This is a genomic window from Isoptericola sp. Y541 (assembly GCF_059445465.1).
Genome location: NZ_JCAIUJ010000001.1, coordinates 786,287 through 807,511, shown reverse-complemented (window position 1 = coordinate 807,511; position 21,225 = coordinate 786,287). Strand labels below are relative to the sequence as shown.

The 21,225-nt window shown below is 71.7% G+C and carries 21 protein-coding genes and 2 riboswitches; of the genes, 12 read left to right on the top strand and 9 right to left on the bottom strand.

All coding sequences use genetic code 11. The features are described from left to right. Window positions 1-94 precede the first annotated feature (94 nt). Entirely contained in the window at window positions 95-1,264 is a 1,170-nt protein-coding gene (gene serC, locus AC1C2V_RS03645; protein WP_495388196.1) for a phosphoserine transaminase, read from the bottom strand. Window positions 1,265-1,408: 144 nt separating this feature from the next. Here serC and AC1C2V_RS03640 point away from each other — a divergent pair, with 144 nt between their 5' ends. The 5 genes from AC1C2V_RS03640 to AC1C2V_RS03620 all read left to right on the top strand — a co-directional run bounded on the left by AC1C2V_RS03640 (window position 1,409) and on the right by AC1C2V_RS03620 (window position 6,733). Continuing rightward, on the top strand, window positions 1,409-2,122 hold the full coding sequence (locus AC1C2V_RS03640; RefSeq protein WP_495388195.1) for an iron-dependent transcriptional repressor DtxR: 714 nt from the start codon (window positions 1,409-1,411) through the stop codon (window positions 2,120-2,122). Between the two features lie 129 nt (window positions 2,123-2,251). Next, window positions 2,252-2,432, top strand: a riboswitch (cyclic di-AMP (ydaO/yuaA leader). A gap of 1 nt (window position 2,433) precedes the next feature. Beyond that, a complete protein-coding gene (locus AC1C2V_RS03635) occupies window positions 2,434-3,243 on the top strand; it encodes a C40 family peptidase (RefSeq protein WP_495388194.1) in 810 nt (269 codons plus the stop codon). 214 nt (window positions 3,244-3,457) lie between these two features. Continuing rightward, window positions 3,458-3,618, top strand: a riboswitch (cyclic di-AMP (ydaO/yuaA leader). Window position 3,619: 1 nt separating this feature from the next. Continuing rightward, the gene (locus tag AC1C2V_RS03630; protein ID WP_495388193.1) at window positions 3,620-4,426 is read left to right on the top strand and encodes a C40 family peptidase; all 807 of its coding nucleotides are present in this window, start codon (window positions 3,620-3,622) and stop codon (window positions 4,424-4,426) included. Window positions 4,427-4,600: 174 nt separating this feature from the next. Next, entirely contained in the window at window positions 4,601-5,560 is a 960-nt protein-coding gene (locus AC1C2V_RS03625; protein ID WP_495388192.1) for a universal stress protein, read from the top strand. 213 nt (window positions 5,561-5,773) lie between these two features. Then, complete coding sequence (locus AC1C2V_RS03620; protein ID WP_495388191.1) at window positions 5,774-6,733, top strand: DUF559 domain-containing protein; 960 nt, start codon at window positions 5,774-5,776, stop codon at window positions 6,731-6,733. A 106-nt stretch (window positions 6,734-6,839) separates the two neighbouring features. On the opposite strand, the gene AC1C2V_RS03615 is transcribed toward AC1C2V_RS03620, so the two are convergent. Continuing rightward, window positions 6,840-7,676 carry an ABC transporter permease gene (locus tag AC1C2V_RS03615; RefSeq protein ID WP_495388190.1) on the bottom strand — a complete coding sequence of 279 codons (837 nt, stop codon included), beginning with the start codon at window positions 7,674-7,676 and terminating at the stop codon, window positions 6,840-6,842. Then, window positions 7,673-8,728, bottom strand: coding sequence for an ATP-binding cassette domain-containing protein (locus AC1C2V_RS03610; RefSeq protein WP_495388189.1), 1,056 nt, complete (start codon window positions 8,726-8,728; stop codon window positions 7,673-7,675). The genes AC1C2V_RS03615 and AC1C2V_RS03610 overlap by 4 nt, the downstream gene beginning before the upstream one ends. 117 nt (window positions 8,729-8,845) lie before the next feature. On the opposite strand from AC1C2V_RS03610, the gene AC1C2V_RS03605 reads away from it, so the two are divergent. Continuing rightward, the gene (locus tag AC1C2V_RS03605; RefSeq protein ID WP_495388188.1) at window positions 8,846-10,264 is read left to right on the top strand and encodes a serine hydrolase domain-containing protein; all 1,419 of its coding nucleotides are present in this window, start codon (window positions 8,846-8,848) and stop codon (window positions 10,262-10,264) included. Window positions 10,265-10,317: 53 nt separating this feature from the next. On the opposite strand, the gene AC1C2V_RS03600 is transcribed toward AC1C2V_RS03605, so the two are convergent. Then, window positions 10,318-11,088: a GntR family transcriptional regulator gene (locus tag AC1C2V_RS03600; protein ID WP_495388187.1), complete on the bottom strand. Its 771-nt coding sequence runs from the start codon at window positions 11,086-11,088 to the stop codon at window positions 10,318-10,320. A gap of 410 nt (window positions 11,089-11,498) precedes the next feature. Between AC1C2V_RS03600 and ehuB the strand changes: the two genes are divergently transcribed. From ehuB to ehuA, 4 genes are read left to right on the top strand one after another with little or no spacing between them, the layout of a single operon-like run. Beyond that, window positions 11,499-12,365, top strand: a complete 867-nt coding sequence (ehuB, locus tag AC1C2V_RS03595; protein ID WP_495388186.1) for an ectoine/hydroxyectoine ABC transporter substrate-binding protein EhuB — start codon at window positions 11,499-11,501, stop codon at window positions 12,363-12,365. A 4-nt stretch (window positions 12,366-12,369) separates the two neighbouring features. Next, complete coding sequence (gene ehuC, locus AC1C2V_RS03590; RefSeq protein WP_495388185.1) at window positions 12,370-13,116, top strand: ectoine/hydroxyectoine ABC transporter permease subunit EhuC; 747 nt, start codon at window positions 12,370-12,372, stop codon at window positions 13,114-13,116. Further along, complete coding sequence (gene ehuD, locus AC1C2V_RS03585) at window positions 13,113-13,760, top strand: ectoine/hydroxyectoine ABC transporter permease subunit EhuD (protein ID WP_495388184.1); 648 nt, start codon at window positions 13,113-13,115, stop codon at window positions 13,758-13,760. The genes ehuC and ehuD overlap by 4 nt, the downstream gene beginning before the upstream one ends. Before the next feature lie 28 nt (window positions 13,761-13,788). Beyond that, a complete protein-coding gene (ehuA, locus tag AC1C2V_RS03580; RefSeq protein ID WP_495388183.1) occupies window positions 13,789-14,574 on the top strand; it encodes an ectoine/hydroxyectoine ABC transporter ATP-binding protein EhuA in 786 nt (261 codons plus the stop codon). Window positions 14,575-14,679: 105 nt separating this feature from the next. Here ehuA and AC1C2V_RS03575 read toward each other — a convergent pair whose 3' ends face one another. From AC1C2V_RS03575 to AC1C2V_RS03555, 5 genes are all read right to left on the bottom strand, one after another. Beyond that, window positions 14,680-15,891, bottom strand: coding sequence for a hypothetical protein (locus AC1C2V_RS03575; protein WP_495388182.1), 1,212 nt, complete (start codon window positions 15,889-15,891; stop codon window positions 14,680-14,682). Window positions 15,892-16,164: 273 nt separating this feature from the next. Continuing rightward, a complete protein-coding gene (locus tag AC1C2V_RS03570; protein WP_495388181.1) occupies window positions 16,165-17,445 on the bottom strand; it encodes an aspartate aminotransferase type Ic in 1,281 nt (426 codons plus the stop codon). 10 nt (window positions 17,446-17,455) lie between these two features. Continuing rightward, window positions 17,456-17,971, bottom strand: a complete 516-nt coding sequence (locus tag AC1C2V_RS03565; protein WP_495388180.1) for an SRPBCC family protein — start codon at window positions 17,969-17,971, stop codon at window positions 17,456-17,458. Window positions 17,972-17,990: 19 nt separating this feature from the next. Continuing rightward, entirely contained in the window at window positions 17,991-18,881 is an 891-nt protein-coding gene (locus AC1C2V_RS03560) for a hypothetical protein (RefSeq protein ID WP_495388179.1), read from the bottom strand. Next, window positions 18,878-19,381, bottom strand: a complete 504-nt coding sequence (locus AC1C2V_RS03555) for an OsmC family protein (RefSeq protein ID WP_495388178.1) — start codon at window positions 19,379-19,381, stop codon at window positions 18,878-18,880. Before AC1C2V_RS03555 ends, AC1C2V_RS03560 begins: the two co-directional genes overlap by 4 nt. Before the next feature lie 217 nt (window positions 19,382-19,598). Between AC1C2V_RS03555 and AC1C2V_RS03550 the strand changes: the two genes are divergently transcribed. Continuing rightward, a complete protein-coding gene (locus tag AC1C2V_RS03550) occupies window positions 19,599-20,246 on the top strand; it encodes an SDR family oxidoreductase (RefSeq protein ID WP_495388177.1) in 648 nt (215 codons plus the stop codon). Window positions 20,247-20,281: 35 nt separating this feature from the next. Further along, on the top strand, window positions 20,282-21,199 hold the full coding sequence (sigJ, locus tag AC1C2V_RS03545; RefSeq protein WP_495388176.1) for an RNA polymerase sigma factor SigJ: 918 nt from the start codon (window positions 20,282-20,284) through the stop codon (window positions 21,197-21,199). Window positions 21,200-21,225: the final 26 nt, after the last annotated feature.

Here is a 21,225-nt window from a genome sequence, read left to right as displayed (position 1 = left end):
CACGTTACCAGTTCGTGACCTAGAGGGTGAAACGTGGGTGCTGACCAGCGACGATGCAACCCGTCCGCAGAGGGTCTCGCGCCGTGTGGCGGCCTCAGCCGAGGTGCTCGACCACGTGGTCGACGCAGGCGGTGAGGGCGCGCACGTCGTCCGGCTCGACGGCGGGGAAGACGCCGACCCGCAGCTGGTTGCGGCCGAGCTTGCGGTAGGGGAACACGTCCAGGATGCCGTTCTCCCGCAGCACCCGAATCACGGCAACGGCGTCGATCGCGTCGTCGAGGTCGATGGTCGCGACGACGGTCGAGCGCTCCGCGGGGTCGGCGACGAACGGCGTCGCCCAGTCCCGCGCTCCGGCCCAGTCGTACAGCACGCCCGCGGACTCGGCGCACCGCGCTGTCGACCATGCGAGCCCGCCCCGGCCCAGCAGCCACTCGACCTGCTCGGCGAGCAGCACGAGCGTCGAGACGGCGGGCGTGTTGAGGGTCTGGTCGGCGCGGGAGTTGGTGAGGGCGGTGGTCAGCGAGAGGAACTCGGGCACCCAGCGGCCGCTCTCACGCCCGGCGGTTGCCTCCACCTCCTCGGCGCGCTCCACCGCGGCGGGCGAGCAGACCGCGAGCCACAGGCCGCCCTCGGCCGCGAAGACCTTCTGCGGGCCGAAGTAGTAGACGTCCGTGTCGCCGACGTCGACGGGCAGCCCGCCCGCGCCCGACGTCGCGTCGACGAGCAGCAGGGCCCCGGCGGAGCGCGCGTCCTGCACCTGTCGCACCGGCGCCATCGCGCCTGTCGAGGTCTCGTTGTGCGGGGTCGCGTAGACGTCCACGCCCTCGGCCGTTCCTCTCGACGTGGCGAGACGTGCGACCGTGCCGGGCGCGGCCTCGACGACCTGCGAGGTCTCGAGGAAGGGGGCGCCGCGGGTGCTGGCCGCGAACTTGCCGCCGAACTCGCCGAAGACGGCGTGCTGGGCGCGCCGGCGCACCAGGCTCGCCGTCGCGACGTCCCAGAACGCCGTCGCACCGCCGTTGCCGAGCGCCACCTCATACCCGTCGGGCAGGTCGAAGAGCTCGGCCACGCCTCGCCGCACGCGGCGCACCAGGTCCTTGACCGGCGGCTGGCGGTGCGACGTGCCGAGCAGCGGCGATGCCGGGTCGCCGGCCGCGGCGAGCGCGGCCACCTGCGCGGCGCGCACCTTGGACGGGCCGGAGCCGAAGCGCCCGTCCGCGGGCAGCAGCGACGAGGGGATGGTGTGGGTCGGCACGGCGGGCATCGAGTCTCCGGTTCCGGGCGGGAGGCGGGTTGTCGGTGGGACAGGGCAGGATGGCGCGGGGCACGCGCACGACGGCGCCACGCGCGACCCGCCTGCGCCCACGCGTGCGAATAGACTAGGCCGCGCCGAACGACAGGAGCTGACGTGACCGACCTGATCGACACCACGGAGATGTACCTCAAGACGATCTACGAGCTCGGTGAGGAGGGCATCCCGCCGCTCCGTGCCCGGATCGCGGAACGCCTGGGGCACTCGGGGCCCACGGTGTCGCAGACGGTCGCACGCATGGAGCGCGACGGGCTCGTCGTCGTCACCGGCGACCGGCACCTCGAGCTCACCGAGGCGGGCCAGGCCAAGGCCACCCGGGTGATGCGCAAGCACCGGCTCGCGGAGCGGCTGCTCACCGACGTCATCAAGCTCGACTGGGAGCAGGTGCACACCGAGGCGTGCCGCTGGGAGCACGTCATGAGCGACCTCGTCGAGAAGCGCCTCGTGACACTGCTCGACCACCCACACATCGACCCGTACGGCAACCCGATCCCGGGGCTGTCGGAGCTGGGGGAGCAGTACCAGGACGTCCCGTTCCTCGAGGGCGTGCAGTCCCTGCCGGCGGTGCTCGCGGCCGGCCGGCCCGGGGAGGCCGGCGACGGCCTGGACCTGGTGCTGCAGCGGATCGCCGAGCCGCTGCAGGTGGACATCGAGCTGCTGGCGCGGCTCTCCGAGTCGGGGCTCGTGCCGGGGGCGCAGATCACGGCGCGCACGGCGGGGGACGATGTCACGGTCGAGGTCGAGGGTTCCAACATCGTGCTGGAGCTCCCGGAGGAGCTGGCCAAGCACCTGTTCGTCGCGAGCCGCTGACCAGGGCGTGGACCGCCGAATCGGGTCGGCACGCCACTTCGTGACTGCAGCGTGACATCGCCGGGGTCATCCGGTACGGTCGTGGTCGCTCGCCGGAGTTATCCAGCGGGCGCTCGACCGGACGCCGAACCCTGCCACCGGCCGAGCTCCACGGACATCCGCACGGCAGGAGCGGGGGACCCACTTCCGGGCGTCGATCATGACGCCCTCGGGGTGAAGTCGAACGGATCCGATGACCGGGTCCGGGCGGCCGGGTGTTTCTCCCACCCGAACCCGACAGCTGACCTCGCAGGCGATGGAGAGGTAGACACGTGACCGCACGTACGACTCGCGGCCGGCATCACGCCGCCCGACGTCCGATTGCCCTGGCCGCCCCGAAGGGCGCCGGCGCTCGCCGTGCGGCCGTCGTCGCAGCCGCCGGTGGCCTCCTGGTCTCGACCTTCGCCGGCGCGGGCGCCGCGCAGGCCGCCCCGGTCGACCACGACGCCGCCAACAAGCTCAGCACCGTCGACCTCGGCGCGCTGACCGACCAGGCACGAGAGGCCCTCGAAGCCGCGCCCGTCGTCACCGTCGACGCCAAGGCGAAGGTCGACGTCGAGAAGGTCACCAAGCAGGTCATCTCCGGGGCCGAGATCACGCCGGCGCCCGTGCCGGAGCCCGTCGTCGAGGAGGTCGTGGCAGACACGACCGCGTCCGACGAGGCGACCGGTTCCACCACGGATTCCACCACGGAGGCCGCCGCATCCCGTTCCGAGGAGCGCACCGCCGTCGAGGCGCCGGCCTCGGCGAACGGTTCGTCGGTCGTCTCGATCGCGATGCGCTATGTGGGCGTCCCCTACATCACGGGCGGCAGCAGCCCGTCGGGCTTCGACTGCTCCGGCCTGACGCAGTATGTCTTCGCGCAGGTGGGCATCGGCCTGCCGCGCACGGCGTCGGCCCAGCGCTCCGCCGGCACGGTCGTCTCGGCCTCCGAGGCACAGGCGGGCGACCTCATCTGGACGCCGGGCCACGTCGCGATCTACGCCGGCGGCGGCATGCAGATCGACGCCCCAAAGCCGGGCGACGTCGTGAAGTACCGGGCGATCTGGCAGTCGAACCCCACGTTCATCCGCGTCGGCTGAGTCCGTCCGTCGCGTTCCGACCATGCCCCGTCGCGCACCAGCGCGGCGGGGCGTCGTCGTGTCTGGGAACCCTCTGACCTACACGGACATTGTGTGACGCGCCTCATCCACAGGGGCCCGTGATCGGAACGTGACATCGCCGTCTGCGTCCGCTACGGTTCAACCACTCGGCGGTCATCTGTCGAGTCTCGACCGGAACGCCGAGCCCTGCCGCCGGTCGAGGACCTTGAACCCATGGCAGGGGCGGGGGACCCACTTCCGGGCACCAGACACGGTGTCCTTGGGGTGAAGCCGCACGGATCTTGATTCGTGCGGCCGGGTGATTTCTCCCACCCGAACCCGACAGCTGACTTCGTAGGCGACAGGAGAGGGAAACGTGAACGCACGTACCACGCGCGCCCGGCACCGTGCCGCGCGCCGTCCGTTCGACGGGCTGGTCCAGAGCGTCAGCTCTTCGACGACCGGCCGTCGTGCCGCCGTCGCCGCAGCTGCCGGTGGTCTGCTCGTCTCGACCTTCGCCAGCGCGAGTGCTGCGCAGGCGGCTCCGGTCGACCATGACACGTCCAAGAAGCTCAGCACCGTCGATCTGGGCGCCCTGAGCGACCAGGCCCGTGAGGCCCTCGAGGCCGCGCCCGTCGTCACCGTCGAGGCGAAGGCCAAGGTCGACGTCGAGACCGTCAGCAAGAAGGCCATCTCCGGGGCCAAGATCACCCCGGCACCCCAGCCGGAGCCGGAGCCCGTCGTCGAGGAACGCGCCGCGACGGAGACCGTGTCGCGGTCGTCCGAGCGCACCGAGGCACCGGCGGCTGAGCCGGAGGCGGAGACGTCCTCGAGTTCGTCGCTCGGCGAGCAGGCGGTGTCGATCGCCAAGCGCTACATCGGTACCCCGTACGTCGTCGGCGGGTCCAGCCCGTCCGGCTTCGACTGCTCGGGCCTCACCTCCTACGTCTACAGCCAGCTCGGCGTCGACCTGCCCCGCACGTCGTCCGACCAGCGCTACGCCGGAACGCAGATCTCGGCCTCCGAGCTGCGTGCGGGCGACCTCATCTGGAGCCCGGGCCACATCGGCATCTACGCGGGTGACGGAATGGTCGTCGAGGCCTCGCGCCCCATCGGTTGGGAGACGGGCTACCACTCGATGTGGCAGTCCGAGTCGGAGTCCGTGTACCTGCGGGTGCTCTGACGGCTCGCGGCGTGCGCCGCACACCAGCGCCCCGACCCCCGGTGCTCCATGAGCCCGGGGGTCGGGTGTTTCTCCCGCGCTTTGCTGTCCCTTGCGCCATCCTTTCGCTAGGCTTGAACGAGCCACCCTCGACGACGAGGGCGGGGCTCCTCGCCAGCGGACAGGAGGCGCAAGATGACACGGCCTGAGGTCGTCCTGGTAGGTGTCGATGGTTCTGCAGCCAGCCTGCATGCCCTCGACTGGGCCGCCGCGTACGCGCGGCGCGTGGGGTGGGGGCTGCACGTGGTGTGTAGCTACTCGTTGCCGTCGTTCACGGCGGCGTCGCTCGACGGCGGATATGCGGCGCTCGACGACACGGCGATCCAGGAGGGGGCCAAGGCGGTGCTCGCCGAGGCCGAGGAACGTGTCGCCGCGGCCGGCGTGCCGGTGACGGGCACGGTCGCGACCGGGGACGCCGCGGGAGTGCTGGTCGAGATGTCCCGCGAGCACGCCCTGGCCGTCGTGGGCACGCGCGGCAGGGGCGGGTTCACGGAACGGCTGCTCGGCACCGTCTCGTCCGCGCTGCCGGCGCACGCTCACTGCCCGACGGTCGTCGTGCCCTACCGGGGCACCGACGGCGCGAGCACCGACGCGGCGAACCGCCGGGACGGTGACGCCGTGCACGAGGTACGGCGGATCGTGGTGGGCGTCGACGGCTCGCCGTCCGCCGAGGTCGCGCTGAAGCACGCGGTCGCGCAGGCGAGAGCCTGGGACGCGGAGCTCGTGGCCGTGGCGGGCGTCCCGCTGGGCGGCGGCGCCGGCATCCTGGCGTGGCTGCCCTCGCAGATCGATCACGAGACGGTGCTCGCCGACGTCAAGGCGGGCCTCGACGTGACCGTGGACCGGGCGGAGGCCGCCAACCCAGGGGTCACCATCAAGCGGCACGTGCTCGACGGCACGGGGGCCGAGCTCCTCACCGAATTCTCCACCGCGGCCGACCTCCTCGTCGTCGGCTCCCGAGGGCGCGGAGGCTTCCGCGGCCTGCTGCTCGGCTCCACCAGCCAGGCGGTGCTGCACCACTCCGCCTGCCCGGTGCTCGTCGTGACACGCAAGTGCGACGAGGAGCTGAGCGAGGCCGCCGCCCCCGCCGCCTGATGTTGTGGGCGTGATTTCGGGGACTATTCGTGACCGAATAGTCCCCGAAATCACGCCCACACCGNCCCCTCTCCCCTCTCTGTTTTGTTTGTTTGTGTTTATGGCACTTTTGTCCAAAGAAGCCCCCCCAAACCCCACGCCCACACCGCTCGGTCCGTGGGTGACCTGTGGAAAGCCTCAAACGATCACCGCTGGTCCTGTCAACGTCGGTCCATGCCACGATCCGCTCCACCCCACGACCCCCGTGTCCCGGCCGGTCCGTTCGCGGTTGGCGCCGCCCGCGCCGCCGGAGTCAGCGCTGATCACCTTCGGACGGCAGCCTACGACGCGCCGTTCCGGGGTGTGCGTGCCCCTGCGGGGTCTATCGGTGGGCTGACCGACCGATGTCGAGCGTTGCTCCCTGCCCTCGATCCCGGCGTGGCGTTCAGTCACGCGACGGCGCTGCGACTGCTCGGAGTCGACCTTCCCTGGACGATCCAGGACGACGACCGCCTCCACGTGATCACGCCTCGGCCGCAGGACCGACCACAACGGGAGCGCGAGGGTGTGGCTGCCCATCGGTCGCGACAGCCGTTCCTCGAGACGACGGAGCTGGGCGGTCTCCTCGTCACGTCGCCGGCGCAGACCTTCGTCCACGTCGCCGTGGACCTCCGATTACCGGACGACGTCGTCGTGCTCGGAGACGCGATGATGCGTCGCAAGCGACGATTGACGAGTCCCGCCGAGCTGCTCACCCTCGCTGAGCGCACGTACAAGGTCAAGGGGATCGTTCAGGTGCGGCAGCAGATTGAGCGGATGCGCCTGGGGACCGACTCGCCGACCGAGACGCGTGCCCGTCTGGCCCTGGTCGCCGCGAATCTTCCGTGCCCCATCGTCAACGAGGTCGTCTGCGCGCCTGACGGGAGCTACGTCAAGCGGGTGGACCTGCTCTATCCGCAGTACCGGATCGCGATCGAGTACGACGGCGACCATCACCGGACGGACCAGGCGCAGTGGCGCGACGACATCCGGCGTCGTCGGGCGCTCGAGGCCCTCGGTTGGACCGTGATCGTCATCGTCGCGGACGACTTGCGTGACCCGCGAGACTTCGTGGCTCACGTGCGCAGCGCGATCCGACGAGCCCGGGGGCGGGATGCGTTGTGGGCGTGGGGTGGGGGGACATTCGGTGTTTAAAAAGACCCCCACCCCCCCCCCCCACAAAAGNGCGTTGTGGGCGTGAGTTGGGGGCCCGTTCGGTGTCGAACGGGCCCCCAACTCACGCCCACAACGATGGGTGGGGTCAGTGGCGGGTGCGGTACAGGCGCATGGTGATGGGGCCGAAGATGCCGGTGAGGACGACGGCGGCGACGAGCACCCAGACGATCTCGCCGCTGTCGGGCTGGCCGGCCATGAGGCCGCGCACGGCGGTGACGAGGTGGGATACGGGGTTGACGTCCACGAAGCGTTGCAGGGCCGCGGGCATCGTCGAGGGGTCCACGAAGATGTTGGACGCGAACGTCAGCGGCATCAGCACCATCATCGACACGCCCATCACCGCGTTCGGGGTGCGCAGCAGCAGGCCCAGGATCGTGAAGATCCAGCTCAGCGAGAACGCGAAGACGAGCAGCAGCAGCACGCCGAGGACCACGCCCACGAACCCGCCGTCGGGGCGGAACCCGATGATGAGGCCCAGCCCGATGGTCATGACCGACGCGATCGAGTAGCGCACGGTGTCGCCGAGCAGCGCCCCGACGATCGGCGCGGGCCGCCAGATCGGCAGCGACCGGAACCGGTCGAACACGCCCTTGGTGATGTCGGTGTTGAGCGTGTAGCCGGTGTACACGGTGACGATGACGATCGTCTGCACCAGGATGCCGGGCAGCAGGAACTGGATGTAGGCCGACGTCGACCCCGCCAGCGCTCCGCCGAAGAGGTACGTGAACATCAGCGTGAAGATCACGGGCGAGACGAGCACGTCGAAGAGCTGCTCGGGCACGTGCTTGATCTTCAGCAGCGCCCGCCACCCGAAGGTCAGCGTCATCGCGACGGCCGACGGCCGGGCGGGCCGCTCCGTGAGCGCCACTGCCTCGCGCAGCGTGGTGGTCGTGATCTCGGCGGGGTCCGTGGACGTGGTCATCGGGACACCTCCTGGGCGTCGGCGGGCTCGGCCTCGGCGTCTTCCTCGGCCGGCAGCGGCTGTCCCGTGATGGTCAGGAACACCTCGTCGAGGCTCGGCTGGCCGAGCGTGAACTCCGGCACGGCGATGCCCGCCTCGCCGAGCGCCGGGAGGAGCCGCGCCACGGCGTCAGCGCCGTCGTCGGGCACGCGGGCCGACAGGGCGTAGGGGTCGGTGGGCAGCGTCGGCCCGGAGCCGAGCACCTTCTCGACGACGCTCGCGGCGGCCGCCCGCTGGGACGCGTCGGCGAGGCGCATGGTCACGGCGCCCTGGCCCACCGACCGCTTGAGCTCGGTGGACGTGCCCTCGGCGATGACCTTGCCGTGGTCGATGACGGCGATCCGGTCGGCGAGCTGGTCGGCCTCCTCGAGGTACTGGGTGGTGAGGAGCACGGTGGCGCCGTCGGCGACGAGGACGCGCACGATGTCCCACACCTGGTTGCGGCTGCGCGGGTCCAGGCCCGTGGTGGGCTCGTCGAGGAAGAGCACGCGCGGCGCGAGGACGAGGGACGCGGCCAGGTCGATCCGGCGGTGCATGCCGCCGGAGTACGTCTTGACCTGTCGCGGGCCGGCGTCGGAGAGGCCGAACGCCTCGAGCAGACCCTCGACCCGCCGCCGCGCCGCGGCACCCTTGAAGCCGTAGAGCCTGGCGAGCATGAGCAGGTTCTCGGTGCCGGTCAGGTCCTCGTCCACGGAGGCGTACTGGCCGGTGAGCCCGACGGCGCTGCGCACGGTGTCGGCGTCCCGCACGACGTCGTGGCCCAGCACGCGAGCGTCGCCCGCGTCCGGTCGCAGGAGCGTGGCGAGCATGCGGACGACCGTGGTCTTGCCGGCTCCGTTCGGTCCCAGCAGGCCGAAGACGCTACCGGCGGGGATGTGCAGGTCGATGCCGTCGACGGCCTTGGTGACCTGCTTGCGCGTGGTGAAGTGTTTGACGAGACCGCGGGCGTCGACGGCGAGGTCGTCGCGGGCGGGCCCGCCGGCGGGGGTGTGGTTCGTGGGCGGGTCGGTCATAAGGTCTCCCGTGGGTGACGTGCGTCACGTACCACTTTAGGACGGCCCTCCGACGGAGGACTCATCGCTCATCGCTCATCGCTCATCGCTCTCGCGGCCCGTGGCATGGTGGCCGCCATGACCACGGAGCTCCTCGACACCGACCACCTCGCCGCGTGGGTCGCGACCCAGGCCGGGTTCGCCCGAGTGCCGGGCGTCCAGTACGCCGTCCTGGTGGACGACGACTCGGTGGACGACTCGGTGGACGACTCGGTGGTGCTCGACGGCGCGTGGGGTGTCGCGGACGTGACCACCGGCGAGCCCTTGCGCACCGACCACGTGTTCCGGGTCGCGTCGCACTCCAAGACGTTCACGGCGACGGCGGTGGCGCGACTGGCGGAGCGGGGCGCGCTGCGCCTCGACGACCCGTTCGAGGCGCACCTGCCGGAACTTGCGGGCTCCGCCGTCGGCCGCGTGACCCTCCGCGAGGCGCTCGGCCACACCGGCGGGGTGCGCCGCGACGGCCGGGACGCCGACTTCCTGCAGCTCGGCGCGCCGTTCCCCGACCGGGAGACGCTGATCGCGTCCGTCCGCGCGGACGGCGAGGTCCTCGGGCGCGGCGAGCGGTTCAAGTACTCGAACCTCGCCTACGGGCTGCTCGGGCTCGTGGTCGAGGCGGTCACGGGCGCGTCGTTCGCGGCGCACGTGCACGCCGACCTCCTCGGACCGCTCGGGCTGGGCAGCACGTCGCCCGAGCTGGACGGCGACGCCCTCGCGGTCGTGGGTCACTCCGCGCGGGGCGTCTCCGATGACGGGCGCCTGCCCGTGGCATCCGCGACGACCGGCGCGCTCGCCCCCGCGACGGGCTTCTGCTCGACGGCGGGCGACCTGGTGCGGTGGTTCGCCGCGCACCTCGACGGGTCCGACCTGCTGCGGCCGGAGACCCGGCGGCTGCTGCAGCGCGACGAGTCCGTGATCGACCGTCCGCACGACCGGCTGCGGCGCTACGGCCTGGGGTTCGAGACGCGCGAGATCGCCGGCCGGCGGGTGGTCGGGCACTCCGGGGGCTTCCCCGGGCAGCTCAGCCGCACCTGGGCCGATCCCGCCGGACGGGTCGTCGTCTCGGTGCTGACGAACGCCGTGGACGGCCCGGCGGACGCCGTCGCGACGGGCCTGTTCGCCCTGGTGGTGGCGGCCATCGACGCCCGCGACACCGGTCCCGACGCCGGTCCGGACCCTGCCGAGCTCGACCGCTGGACGGGTCGCTTCGCCAACCTCTGGGGCCTGACGGACGTCGTGCGCCTGGGCGGGCGGCTGTGGCTGATCGATCCGGCGCAGGCCGACCCGTTCGCCGGGGCGGAGCCGGTGACGATCGACGGCGAGGTGCTGCGCCCGGAGCTGCACGACGGCTTCGGGCCGGTGGGGGAGCCGGTGGAGGTGCTGCGGGAGGGCGACGGCAGCGTCGCGGCGATCGTCGTCGGCGGGCAGACGTCGTGGCGTGCCGAGGACTACGAGCGCGAGCGGCAGGCGCAGCTCGCCCGCCGTGCCGGGTTGTGAGTGCGTCTGGCCCTGTTCCGGGGGCGAAACAGGGCCAGACCAACTCACAACACTCAGGGCTCGGGGAACGTGGGCGTGATGGGCTCGAGCCGGGGGGGAGGGGCGGGGCGCGGCTCGTCGAACGTCTCGACCTCGACCGTCTCGGGCGCGAGCAGGCGGACGACGGCGTCGTCGAGGTTGGCGCGGATCGCGGCGACGAGGCCGTCGGCGTCCCGGGCCTCGAGGCACTCGACCAGGTCGACGTGCGACTCGGCGGCGTCCTTGCGCACGGCGTAGTCCTCGCTGAGGGTGAAGGTCGCGATGCGGACCTCCACGATGAGCGTCGTCATCCAGCGCAGCAGCCACGGGTTCCCGGCGGCGGCGACGAGGGTCCAGTGCACGTTGAGGTCGGTGTCGCCCACGCGCCGGGCGTCCTCGTCGCGCTCCGCGCCGACGAGGGCGTCGTGCGCGGCACGGACGGCCGCGACCTGCGCCGCGGTCGCGTGCTCGACGGCGAGGCGGGCGGCGGACGTCTCGACGACGGTGCGCGCCTCGTACAGGGCGCGGACCCGGTCCGCCCCGACCCGCTTCACGCTGAGCCCCCGGCCGGGGGTCGACCGCAGGAGCCCCTCCTGGACGAGGCGTTGCGCGGCCTCGCGGAACGGGCCCCGGCTGACGCCGAGCTGGCTCGACATCTCGACCTCGCGGATCGGCGACCCCACCGGCAGCGCGCCCGAGTAGACGGCGTTGCGCAGCTCGACAGTGATGAGGTCGACCGTCGACGGTCGTGTCACCGGCGACAGGTGGGGTGCGCTGCCGACGGGGACCCGTGACGACGCGGTCATCTGCTCTCCTTCCGCGAGGCCCGGGGCGTGTGTCCCGAGCCGGCATATCATCTCGCGATCCGGCCACGAACCAGATCGTGACCAGACTGTGACGCAGTCCTGTCGAGGCTCTGACACGCCCGTGACACGACCGGCCGATCGCGGCCGCACTTCGCTGACCTGCGGCGTTGCGCGATCGGAGGGTGTACTCCGGCCGCACGGAGCGATTGTAGACAATCCGACAGCCGGACACGTAGATTGTCGCACCAGCAACATCGGCGCTACCGTGTCCGATCGTCCACGTACCCCAGGCCCTGACGACGGATCCGGCGACGGATCCCGACGTCGGACCACGGAAGGGAGACATCGTGCCGTCCACCAGGACCACGAAGCGTCGCCGAGCGTTCCTTGCCGCCGGCTCCGTTCTCACCATGACCGCACTGGCCGCCTGCTCGAGCGTCGACGAAGGCGGCTCGGGCGACGGCGAAGGCTCGACCCTGCAGAAGATCCAGGACGCCGGGACGGTCAACGTCGCATTCAACGGCGAGCAGCCCTACAGCTACGAGGAAGACGGCGAGCTCACCGGCGCGACCATCGCCCTCGACAAGGAGATCTTCGGGGCGCTCGGTGTCGACGACGTCCAAGGCATCCAGACCGAGTGGAACTCACTCATCCCCGGGCTCAACGCCGACCGCTACGACACGGTCTCTGCGGGCATGTCGATCCTGCCGGAGCGCTGCGAGCAGGCGGCCTTCGCCGAGCCGACGATCATGTACACGACGGCGTTCCTCGTGCCCGAGGGCAACCCCGACAACCTGACCGACTGGCAGTCGGTGGAGGACTCCGGCCTCACCCTCGCCGTCACCAGCGGCGCGATCGAGGACGGCTACGCCAAGGACACGGGCGTCAAGACGATCACGGTCGGCGACTCGACCGACGGCCTGAACGCCGTCGTGACGGGCCGTGCCGACGCGTTCGCGCTCACCGGGATCTCGATCCGTGCGCTTGCCGAGAGCACCGACGAGCCCGTCGAGGCTACCGACGCGTTCGTCGCCACGATCGACGGCGTGCCGCAGATCGGCGCCGGCTCCGAGGTCTTCCGCAAGGGCGACACCGAGCTGCTCGACGCCTACAACGAGGAGCTCGCCAAGATCACGGGCGACAAGGAGAAGTGGCTCGAGATCATGGAGCCGTTCGGCTTCACGGAGGCGGAGTTCCCGCCGGAGGGCCTGACTACCGAGATGCTCTGCGAGGGCGACCTGAAGGCCATCCAGGACGAGCTGGGGCTGGATTCCTGACCGCATGTCGGATGACATCCAGACACTGATCGATCGTCTTCCCAACCTCGGCAGCGCCGTCGTCGTCACCCTCGAGATGACGCTCGGCGGCGCCGTCCTCGCGATGACCGTCGCGCTCGTCCTGGGCTTCGGGTCGCGCACCCGGTCGCTCTGGGTGCGCGGGCCGTCCCGAGTCGTGATCGAGTTCTTCCGGGGCACGTCCTTGGTGGTCCAGATCTTCTGGATCTTCTACGTCCTGCCGCAGTTCGGCTTCAAGATGGAGGCGCTCGCGGTCGCCATCGTCGCCCTCGGCCTCAACTACGGGGCCTACGGCGCCGAGGTGGTGCGAGGCTCCATCGCGTCCGTCCCGTCCGGGCAGTGGGAGGCCGCGACGGCCCTCAACCTGGGCTGGTTCCACAAGGTGCGTCGTGTGGTCTTCCCACAGGCCTGGGCGTTGATGATCCCCCAGCTGGCGAACCTGCTGATCCAGCTGCTCAAGGGCTCGGCGCTGGCCTACTACATCACTCTGCACGACGTGTACTGGTGGACCGACGAGCTCCAGCGCAGCACGCGGGACACGTTCTTCAGCTTCGGCTGCGGTCTCATCATCTACTTCGTGATCGCCTACGTCCTCACCTGGGGAATGAACTGGCTCGAGGAGCAGGCCAAGCGTCGCCTCGGCCGCGGCACCCGGCCGCGGCTGCGTGACGTGTTCGGCCTGAAGCCGGGCGTCCCGACCGAGATCGTCCGCGTGAAGGGAGGCGTGGCATGAACGAGGACAGCCTCTGGAACTGGGAGACGGCCTGGGAGGTCCTGCCCGAGCTCCTTCGCGGACTGGTCGTCACCATCGAGGCGACGGTCGTGGGCATGGTGATCGCCTCGATCCTGGGGCTCTTCATCGCCCTGGCGATGCGGGCGCCGACCCGGTGGATCCGTGGACCGCTGCGGTTCGTCGTCGACTTCATCCGCATGACGCCACTGCTGGTGCAGCTCGTGTTCGTATGGCTGCTGCTGGTCGACATCCCGCCGCTCGTCATCGGGTTCGGTGTGCTCGGCGTGCACTACGCCACCTATATGTCCGAGGTGTACCGCGCCGGCATCGAGGCGGTGCCGGCGGGTCAGTGGGAGGCAGCCACGGCGCTCAACCTTCCGAAGTCGCGGACCTGGTTCGCGATCATCCTGCCGCAGGCGATCCGCAAGACCCTGCCGGGCCTGGGGAACTATGCGGTCTCCATGTTCAAGGAGACCCCGTTCCTCTTCGCGATCACCGTGGTCGAGATGTACCAGGCCGCGCAGAACTTCGGCGCCAACACGTTCTCCTACGTCGAGCCGCTGACGATGGTGGGCCTGCTCTTCCTTATCGTGAGCTACCCGACGTCGCTGCTCGTGCGACGGATGGAGATCCGCTTTGCCTGACCCGAAAACCTCCGCTGGGAGCCAGACCATGACTACCGCCCCGGGCGACGCGCCCGCCATCGAGTTCAAGGACGTCGTCAAGCGCTTCGGCGACAACGTCGTGCTCGACAAGCTGAACTTCAGCGTCGCGCAGGGCGACCGCGTGACGCTCATCGGCCCGTCGGGGTCCGGCAAGACGACGATCCTGCGCCTCCTCATGACCCTCGAGGAGGCGAACGGGGGGCTCATCCTCATCGACGGGGACCCATACACGCACGAGTACCGCGGTGACAAGTGGGTCGAGATCCCCGAGAAGCGCCGCCGGGTGGTGCGCAAGCGCGTGGGGATGGTGTTCCAGCAGTTCAACCTGTTCCCGAACATGACGGTGCTGGAGAACATCACCGAGGCGCCGATCCACGTGCTGGGCAAGTCGAAGAAGGACGCCATCGAGCGCGCCGAGCAGCTCCTCGAGCAGGTCGGCATGTCCGAGAAACGGGACTTCAACACGAACCAGCTGTCCGGGGGTCAGCAGCAGCGCGTCGCGATCGCCCGTGCGCTCGCGATGGACCCGGAGATCCTGCTGCTCGACGAGGTCACCTCGGCCCTCGACCCGGAGATCGTCGCCGACGTGCTCGGCGTGCTCCGCGAGATCGCCCAGAACACGGACATCACGATGCTGCTGGTCACGCACGAGATGCAGTTCGCCCGCGAGGTGTCCAACCGGGTGCTGATGTTCGACCACGGCAAGATCGTCGAGGAGGCGGACCCCGAGACGATGTTCACCAACCCGAAGCACGAGCGCACGCAGGAGTTCCTCAAGGCCGTCCTCGGCTGAGCTCCTTCCGCGCCCGTGCCGCCGAACAGGCGGTTGCTGTCGCTATGGCGCGTCCTCGGACGGCATAGCGACAGCAACCGCCTGTTCGGCGTTTGAGGGGTGGTTTCAGGAGGTCGGCGCGGGGGCCTGCTCGGCGCTCCCGTTGCTCGAGCCCGACCCGGTGTCCGTGCCCGACCCGGTGTCCGTGCCGGATCCTGTGTCCGAGCCGGTGCCGCCGGTGTCTTCACCGGATCTCCCGGAGCCGTCCGAGCCGCCGGTCGTGTCGTCTTCGGTGTCGTCGTCCGTCGAGCCGCCGGTGTCGCCGTTGTCTCCGGTGCTGCCGTCCGTGCCGCCGGTGTCCCCGCCCGTCGACGTGTCGCCTGACCCGTCGGTGCCCTCCGTGGGCGTGGACCCGTCGGTCGGCTGGTCGGTGGGGTCGTCGGTCGGGCCGGTCGAGGAGCCGTCCCCGGTGCCGCGGCCGGAGTCGTCGTCCGGCACGTTCGCCGGGTCGTCCGTCGGGCTGGTCGGAACGGTGGTCGAGTCGTCGGGCGTGTCCGTGGTGCCCCGGCTGATGGTGGTGCCGGAGCCCTCCTGCCCGCGCACCGCGTCGGAGAGCGGCTTGCCGATCACGAGCTCGACGACCAGCACCACGCCCATGACCACGACGAACAGCGCGAGGGCCGATACCGTCAGGACCTTCGCCCTGCCGTGCCGCTCCACGAGGCGCAGCCAGGCGTTGGTGGGCTGCTCGTCGCCGGTAGCCACACCCTTTGCCAGAAGGTTCTCGGCCAGAGCGTCCTCGGCAGGAAGCACCTCGGTGGGGGACACCTCGCCGGGAAGGGCGCCGAGGGGCGCCGTCGTCGTGACCGGGTCCTCCCGCAGCGCGCTGACGGAGCGGCGCTCGACGGTGGGCTCGGCGGTGGGCTCGGCGGTGGGCTCGACGCGGGCAAGGGGCGTCGTCGCGTCTTCGCCTGCCTGTCCCTGGCCGCCGTCGAGCGGGATCGTGATGGTCGAGCGCGAGCGCGCCCCCGCCGGCACGACGCCGCGCGCCACGATCTGGTTGACGACGGGCTTCAGCTGCTCCTGCGTCTTCTCGATCGAGCGCGTGTAGAGGAAGTTGCCGATCACCGTGACGGCGCTCGCCAGGCCGGCCCCGATGATGGTCCCGGCGGCGCCGAAGAACGACAGGAGGACGGTGGCGCTCACCGCCGCGAGGCCGCTCGCCAGGACCTGCGTGAGCGAGAGCCGAGCCTTGACGGGCTCGTCCCTGGGGGCTGCGGAGGTGTCGGTGCTCTGGCCGGCGGGGTCCGGCGTGCGGGAGGGGGAGGGAGAGGTCACGGGGCGTCGCGTCCAGGTCGGGGGTCGTCGGTCCGACGCCCGCTGACCGCCGGCACACGAGCCGCGCGCCGCGGGCTCGGCGTCGGCCACGGGCGTCCCTCACAGCCTAGGACGGCGGTGTGCGCGCCGCATCGTGCCCCGGTGAGCCCGGCCGAGAGGAAGCGGGGAGATCCTGTGACGCCCCACATGACATCGCTGTGGGCACGAGATCGGGGACTATCCGTGACCGAATAGTCCCCGATTTCGTGCCCACAGCGTTCGGGTGCGACAGGCTCAACCCGCGAGCGAGGCGGCCTCCGCGGCGGCGAGCAGGATGCAGGTGGCGACGCCGTCCATGGCGACGCGCACCTCGTCCAGCGGCGGCATCGTGGGCGCCAACCGGATGTTGCGGTCCAGCGGGTCGCGGCGGTACGGGAAGGTGGCCCCGGCCGGCGTCAGCGCGATGCCCGCCTCCTTGGCGAGCTGCACCACGCGCGACGCCGTCCCCGGCTCGACGTCGACCGACACGAAGTAGCCGCCCTGAGGCTCCGTCCAGGTCGCGATCCCGAGGTCGCCGAGGCGCTCGGCCAGGGTCGTCGTGACGGCGGCGAACTTGGGCGCGAGGATCTCGCGGTGCTTGCGCATGTGGGCGCGGACGCCCTCGGCGTCGCCGAAGAAGATGGCGTGGCGCAGGTGGTTGACCTTGTCCGGGCCGATGGACCGGATGCCGAGGTGCTTCGTGAACCAGGCGACGTTGGTGGGCGACGCCGCGAAGAACGCGATCCCGGACCCGGCGAACGTGATCTTGGACGTCGACGCGTACATCAGCACCCGGTCGGGGTGGCCGGCCTCGGCGGCGAGCTCGATCGCGTTCGCCGACTTCGTCTCGTGCTCCGTGAGGTGGTGCACGGCGTAGGCGTTGTCCCAGATGATGCGGAAGTCGGGGGCCGCGGCGGGCATCGACACCAGGCGGCGGGCCACGGCCTCGGAGACCACGGAGCCGTCCGGGTTGCCGTAGGTCGGGACCACCCACAGGCTCTTGATACTCGGGTCGTCGGCGACGAGCGCGGCGACGGCCTCGGCGTCCGGGCCGTCGGGGGTTATCGGCACCGTGACCATGCGGATGCCCAGCTCCTCGCAGATCGCGAAGTGCCGGTCGTAGCCGGGCACGGGGCACAGGAACGTGATCTGCTCCTCGCGCGACCACGGGCGCTCGGACCCGGGCACGCCGAACAGCAGGGCCTGCACCACCGTGTCGTACATGAGGGTGAGGGACGCGTTCCCCTGGGCGAGCAGCTGGTCCACCGGTACCCCGAGCAGCTCGGCGAAGATGCGTCGCAGCTGCGGCAGGCCCGCGAGCCCGCCGTAGTTGCGGGCGTCGGCGCCGGTGTCGTCGGTGTGCACGCCCTCGCCCGGCAGGGCCAGCAGCGGCTCGGCGAGGTCGAGCTGCTCGGCCGACGGCTTGCCGCGGGTGAGGTCGAGCTTCAGGCTGCGCGCCTGCAGGTCCGCGTACTCGCGGCGTAGGTCGTCAAGGCGGCCGGTGAGGTCCTGTGCAGGGGCTGGCTCGGTGCTCACGTCGGCGACTCTACCGGCCCGGGCGGGTGATCCGCCGGGACAGGCGGGCCAGTGAGACCTGCATGAACCCGCGGAGGAACAGCCCGACCAGGGGGTCCGTGAGGACGCGGGGGAGCGGCCCGGCGAGGTACGCCTCCTCCCACCACACGACGCGGCACTGCCCGGCGTTCAGGGGCACGACGTCGAACCCGGCGTCGCCCCGAAGCACGGGCCCGAGCTTGTGCAGCCGGGTGCGGCCCACGCGCGCCGCCGTGGTGGACGGGCGCTCGAGCAGCTCGACGGCCATGTGGTCCACGACCACCAGGCGGCCTAGGGCGCTGCGGGGATCGCGGCGGGCGCCCGGGCCGCTGGCCATCGCGTAGCGGGAGCCGACCTCGGGCCCGGGCCCCGCCGGGCCCTCGAGGCGGGTCGCGACGATCCAGCGGGGGTGGGTGCGCAGGTCCGCCACCCAGGCGAACGCGACGGAGGCCTCCGCGGGCACGATCCGCGCCACCTCGACGCGACGGGCCGGACGTTCCGCCGTCATCGCCGGGCCCGCACGAGCGTCACTGCTCCTCCGTGGGGCCCTTGCGGCGCGGCAGCCACCGGCTCGGCGTCCGCCGTCCGCCGCCCGCGTCGAGCGCCCGACGGCGGGGCGGCCCGCCCTCGAGCGATCCCTCCACGACGCGCGGGAAGCGATCCGGCGGCGGCCCGAACGCACGGCGCGACTGCGCCACCACGCCGTGCCCGAGCGCGCGTCCGCCCGTGACGCCCACGACGATCCCGACGCCGAACGGCAGCAGCCGCCCCAGCGCCAACGACCCCTGCTTGGCGACCTGCCGCTTGAGGAACTGGCGGGTGAGCATCTTGTTGACCCGCTTGAGCGTGGTCTGTGGCATCGACGTCAGGAGCACCTTGCCCCACGCCACGGTCGAGCCGCCGATGGCGTTCTCCACGTCACGCGCGCCGCGGTCGCCCAGCACGGTCGCGAGCAGCAGCGCCCGGCGGCGCGGCACGTCGTCGATCTCGACGCCGTGCACGTCGGCCACGGCCAGGGCGAAGGCCGAGGAGGAGGCGAAGAACGTCGCGACGTCGCCCGTGGTGAGGGCCGTGGCAGCCGCCGTGCCCACCGCCGGCGCGGTCGCGGCGGCGCCCACCGCGCCGCCGGCCGTCGTGAGCAGGGTCAGGTACTCCTTCTCCAGCAGCCGGACGATGTGCGCAGGGTCGGCCTCGGGGTTGCGTGCCCGCAGCCGGTCCACGTGCTTGTGGATCGCCGCCGACGGGATGGTGACCGCCTTGTCGAGGAGCGAGTCGAGCATCGGCGTCGGTCGGTACTTCGCCCACTCCTCGCGCCGCGACACGGCGTCGCCGGTGGCGCCCGCTTCCGCGCCGTCCGGCTGCACGACCTCGCCGCCCGGCGTGGTCTCGTCGGTCGGGTCCACGTCGCGCGGCATCATGAGGCCTCCGCCTCGTCCTCGGCCTCCGGCTGCTCGAACACCGCGGGCGGCACGAGCGCGCCGGCCTTGAGCGTGCGGCCCACGGTGCAGACGCGGTCGATGGAGCGCTGCGCCAGCAGGAGCGTCTTGTTGCGGGTCTGCTCGTCGAGCCCCGACAGGTCGATCTCGAAGCGCTCCGTGAGCACCGGGTAGCGGTCCTCGTCCAGGTCCTTGGGGTCCTCCACCCGGACGACGACCTTGTAGTCGTCGCCCAGCACGCGGGAGAACTTCACGTCGCTGCTCATCCCGGCGCACGCGGCGAGCGCCACCTTCAGCAGCTCGCCGGGGGTGAAGACCGCGCCGGCCTCGACCGGGCCGACCTCGACGGTCGCGCCGCGCGCGGAGAAGCCGCGATACGTGCGCGTGCCGGTGCGCTCCACCCACAGCGGGTCGGTGGGCGACGGCGTCACGGCGGGCGCCGGGTCGCTCGAGCTGTCGGTCGTGGGGCTCTGGTCCGTCATGAGTCGATCCTCGCACTCCTGCGCCGAGCTCTCCCGGTGTCACGCCGCGACGCCCTGTCCGGTCGAGCAGGTGTCAGGCGGCCACGGGCCGCACCCAGGAGAGGAGATCGTCATGAAGATCGTCGTCGTCGGTGGGACCGGCCTCATCGGCAGCTAGGTCATCGCGGACCTGAAGGGTGCCGGCCACGAGGCCGTCACGGCCGCGCCCAGCACGGGCGTGGACACCCTCACGGGCCAGGGCGTGGACGAGGCGCTCGCGGGCGCCGACGTCGTGGTGGACGTGTCGAACTCGCCGTCCTTCGCGGACGACGACGTGCTGCGCTTCTTCACGACGTCGACCCGCACGCTGCTCGACGCCGAGAAGCGGGCGGGGGTGCGGCACCACGTCGCGCTCTCGATCGTCGGCACCGACCGCAACCCGGACTCCGGGTACCTGCGGGCAAAGGCGGCGCAGGAGGAGCTGATCCGCGCCGCGGGCACCAGCTGGTCGGTGGTGCGGGCCACGCAGTTCTTCGAGTTCGGGCCGCGGATCGCCGACGGCGCGACGACGAACGGCGTGGTGCGCATCCCGCCGGTCGCGTTCCAGCCGATCGCGTCGGCGGACGTGGCGCGGGCCGTCGCGGAGCTCGCCGCGGCCGAGCCCACGAACGGCGTCGTCGAGGTCGCGGGCCCGGAACGGGTGCGGTTCGACGGGTTCATCCGGGCCGCGCTCGCCGCCGCCGGCGACGACCGCGAGGTGGTGGCCGATCCGGCCGCCCCCTACTTCGGGGCCGTGCTCGCCGAGGACTCGATCGTGCCGCAGGGCGACTCGCGGCACGGCACGGTGACGTACTCCGAGTTCGTCGCCGCCCGACGGGCCGCGTGACCGCTCTCGCACGACCCGCGGCGTAGCGTGACCGCATGACCACGCGCCCGCCCGCGCGGGAGCGCCCCGGCGCCCTCGACGAGACCGAGGATTCCGGGGCGCTCGACGCGTTCCTCGCCGTCCGCCCGCAGCTGTTCGGCATCGCGTACCGCATGCTGGGCGGCGTCGCGGAGGCGGAGGACGTGGTGCAGGACGCCTGGATCCGCTGGCAGGGCGCCGACCACGACGCCGTGCAGAACCCCGCCGCGTTCCTCACCACCGTGACGACCCGGCTCGCCATCAACGCCGCGACCTCCGCGCGCGCTCGGCGCGAGACCTACGTGGGCCCCTGGCTGCCCGAGCCGGTCGACACCTCCGAGGACCCGGCGCTGGGCGCCGAGCGGGCCGAGGCGCTGGAGACGGCGACATTGCTGCTGATGGAGCGACTCACGCCGGTCGAGCGCGCCGTCTACGTGCTGCGCGAGGCGTTCGGGTACCCGCACCGGCGCGTCGCGGAGATCCTCGACCTCAGCGAGGCGAACGCGCGGCAGCTCGCCCGCCGGGCCCGCGACCGGTTCGGCCGCCGGGAGGCCGTGCCCGTGGAAGCGGGAGAGCACCGGCGCCTGCTCGACGAGTTCGTCGCCGCCGCGCACGAGGGCGACCTGGCCCGGTTCGAGCGCTACCTCGCCGACGACGTCGTCGCCCGCCCCGACGGCGGCGGGCGCGTGCACGCGTCGCGCACCGAGCTCGTGGGGCCGGCCCGGGTGTCGCTGTTCTTCGACAACGTGTGGCGCAAGTACTGGAACGTCGGCGAGGTGCGCGCCCTCGAGGCCAACGGCCTGCCCGCGATCGTCGTCGTCGTCGACGCCTCGCCCTTCGCGCTCGTCTCCCTCGACGTCGTGGACGGCCTGGTGGAGCACCTGTACGTGCAGGTCAACCCCGACAAGCTCGCCGGGTACGCCGCCGCGGGCTGAGCCCGGTCGTGTTCAGCCCGGTCGTG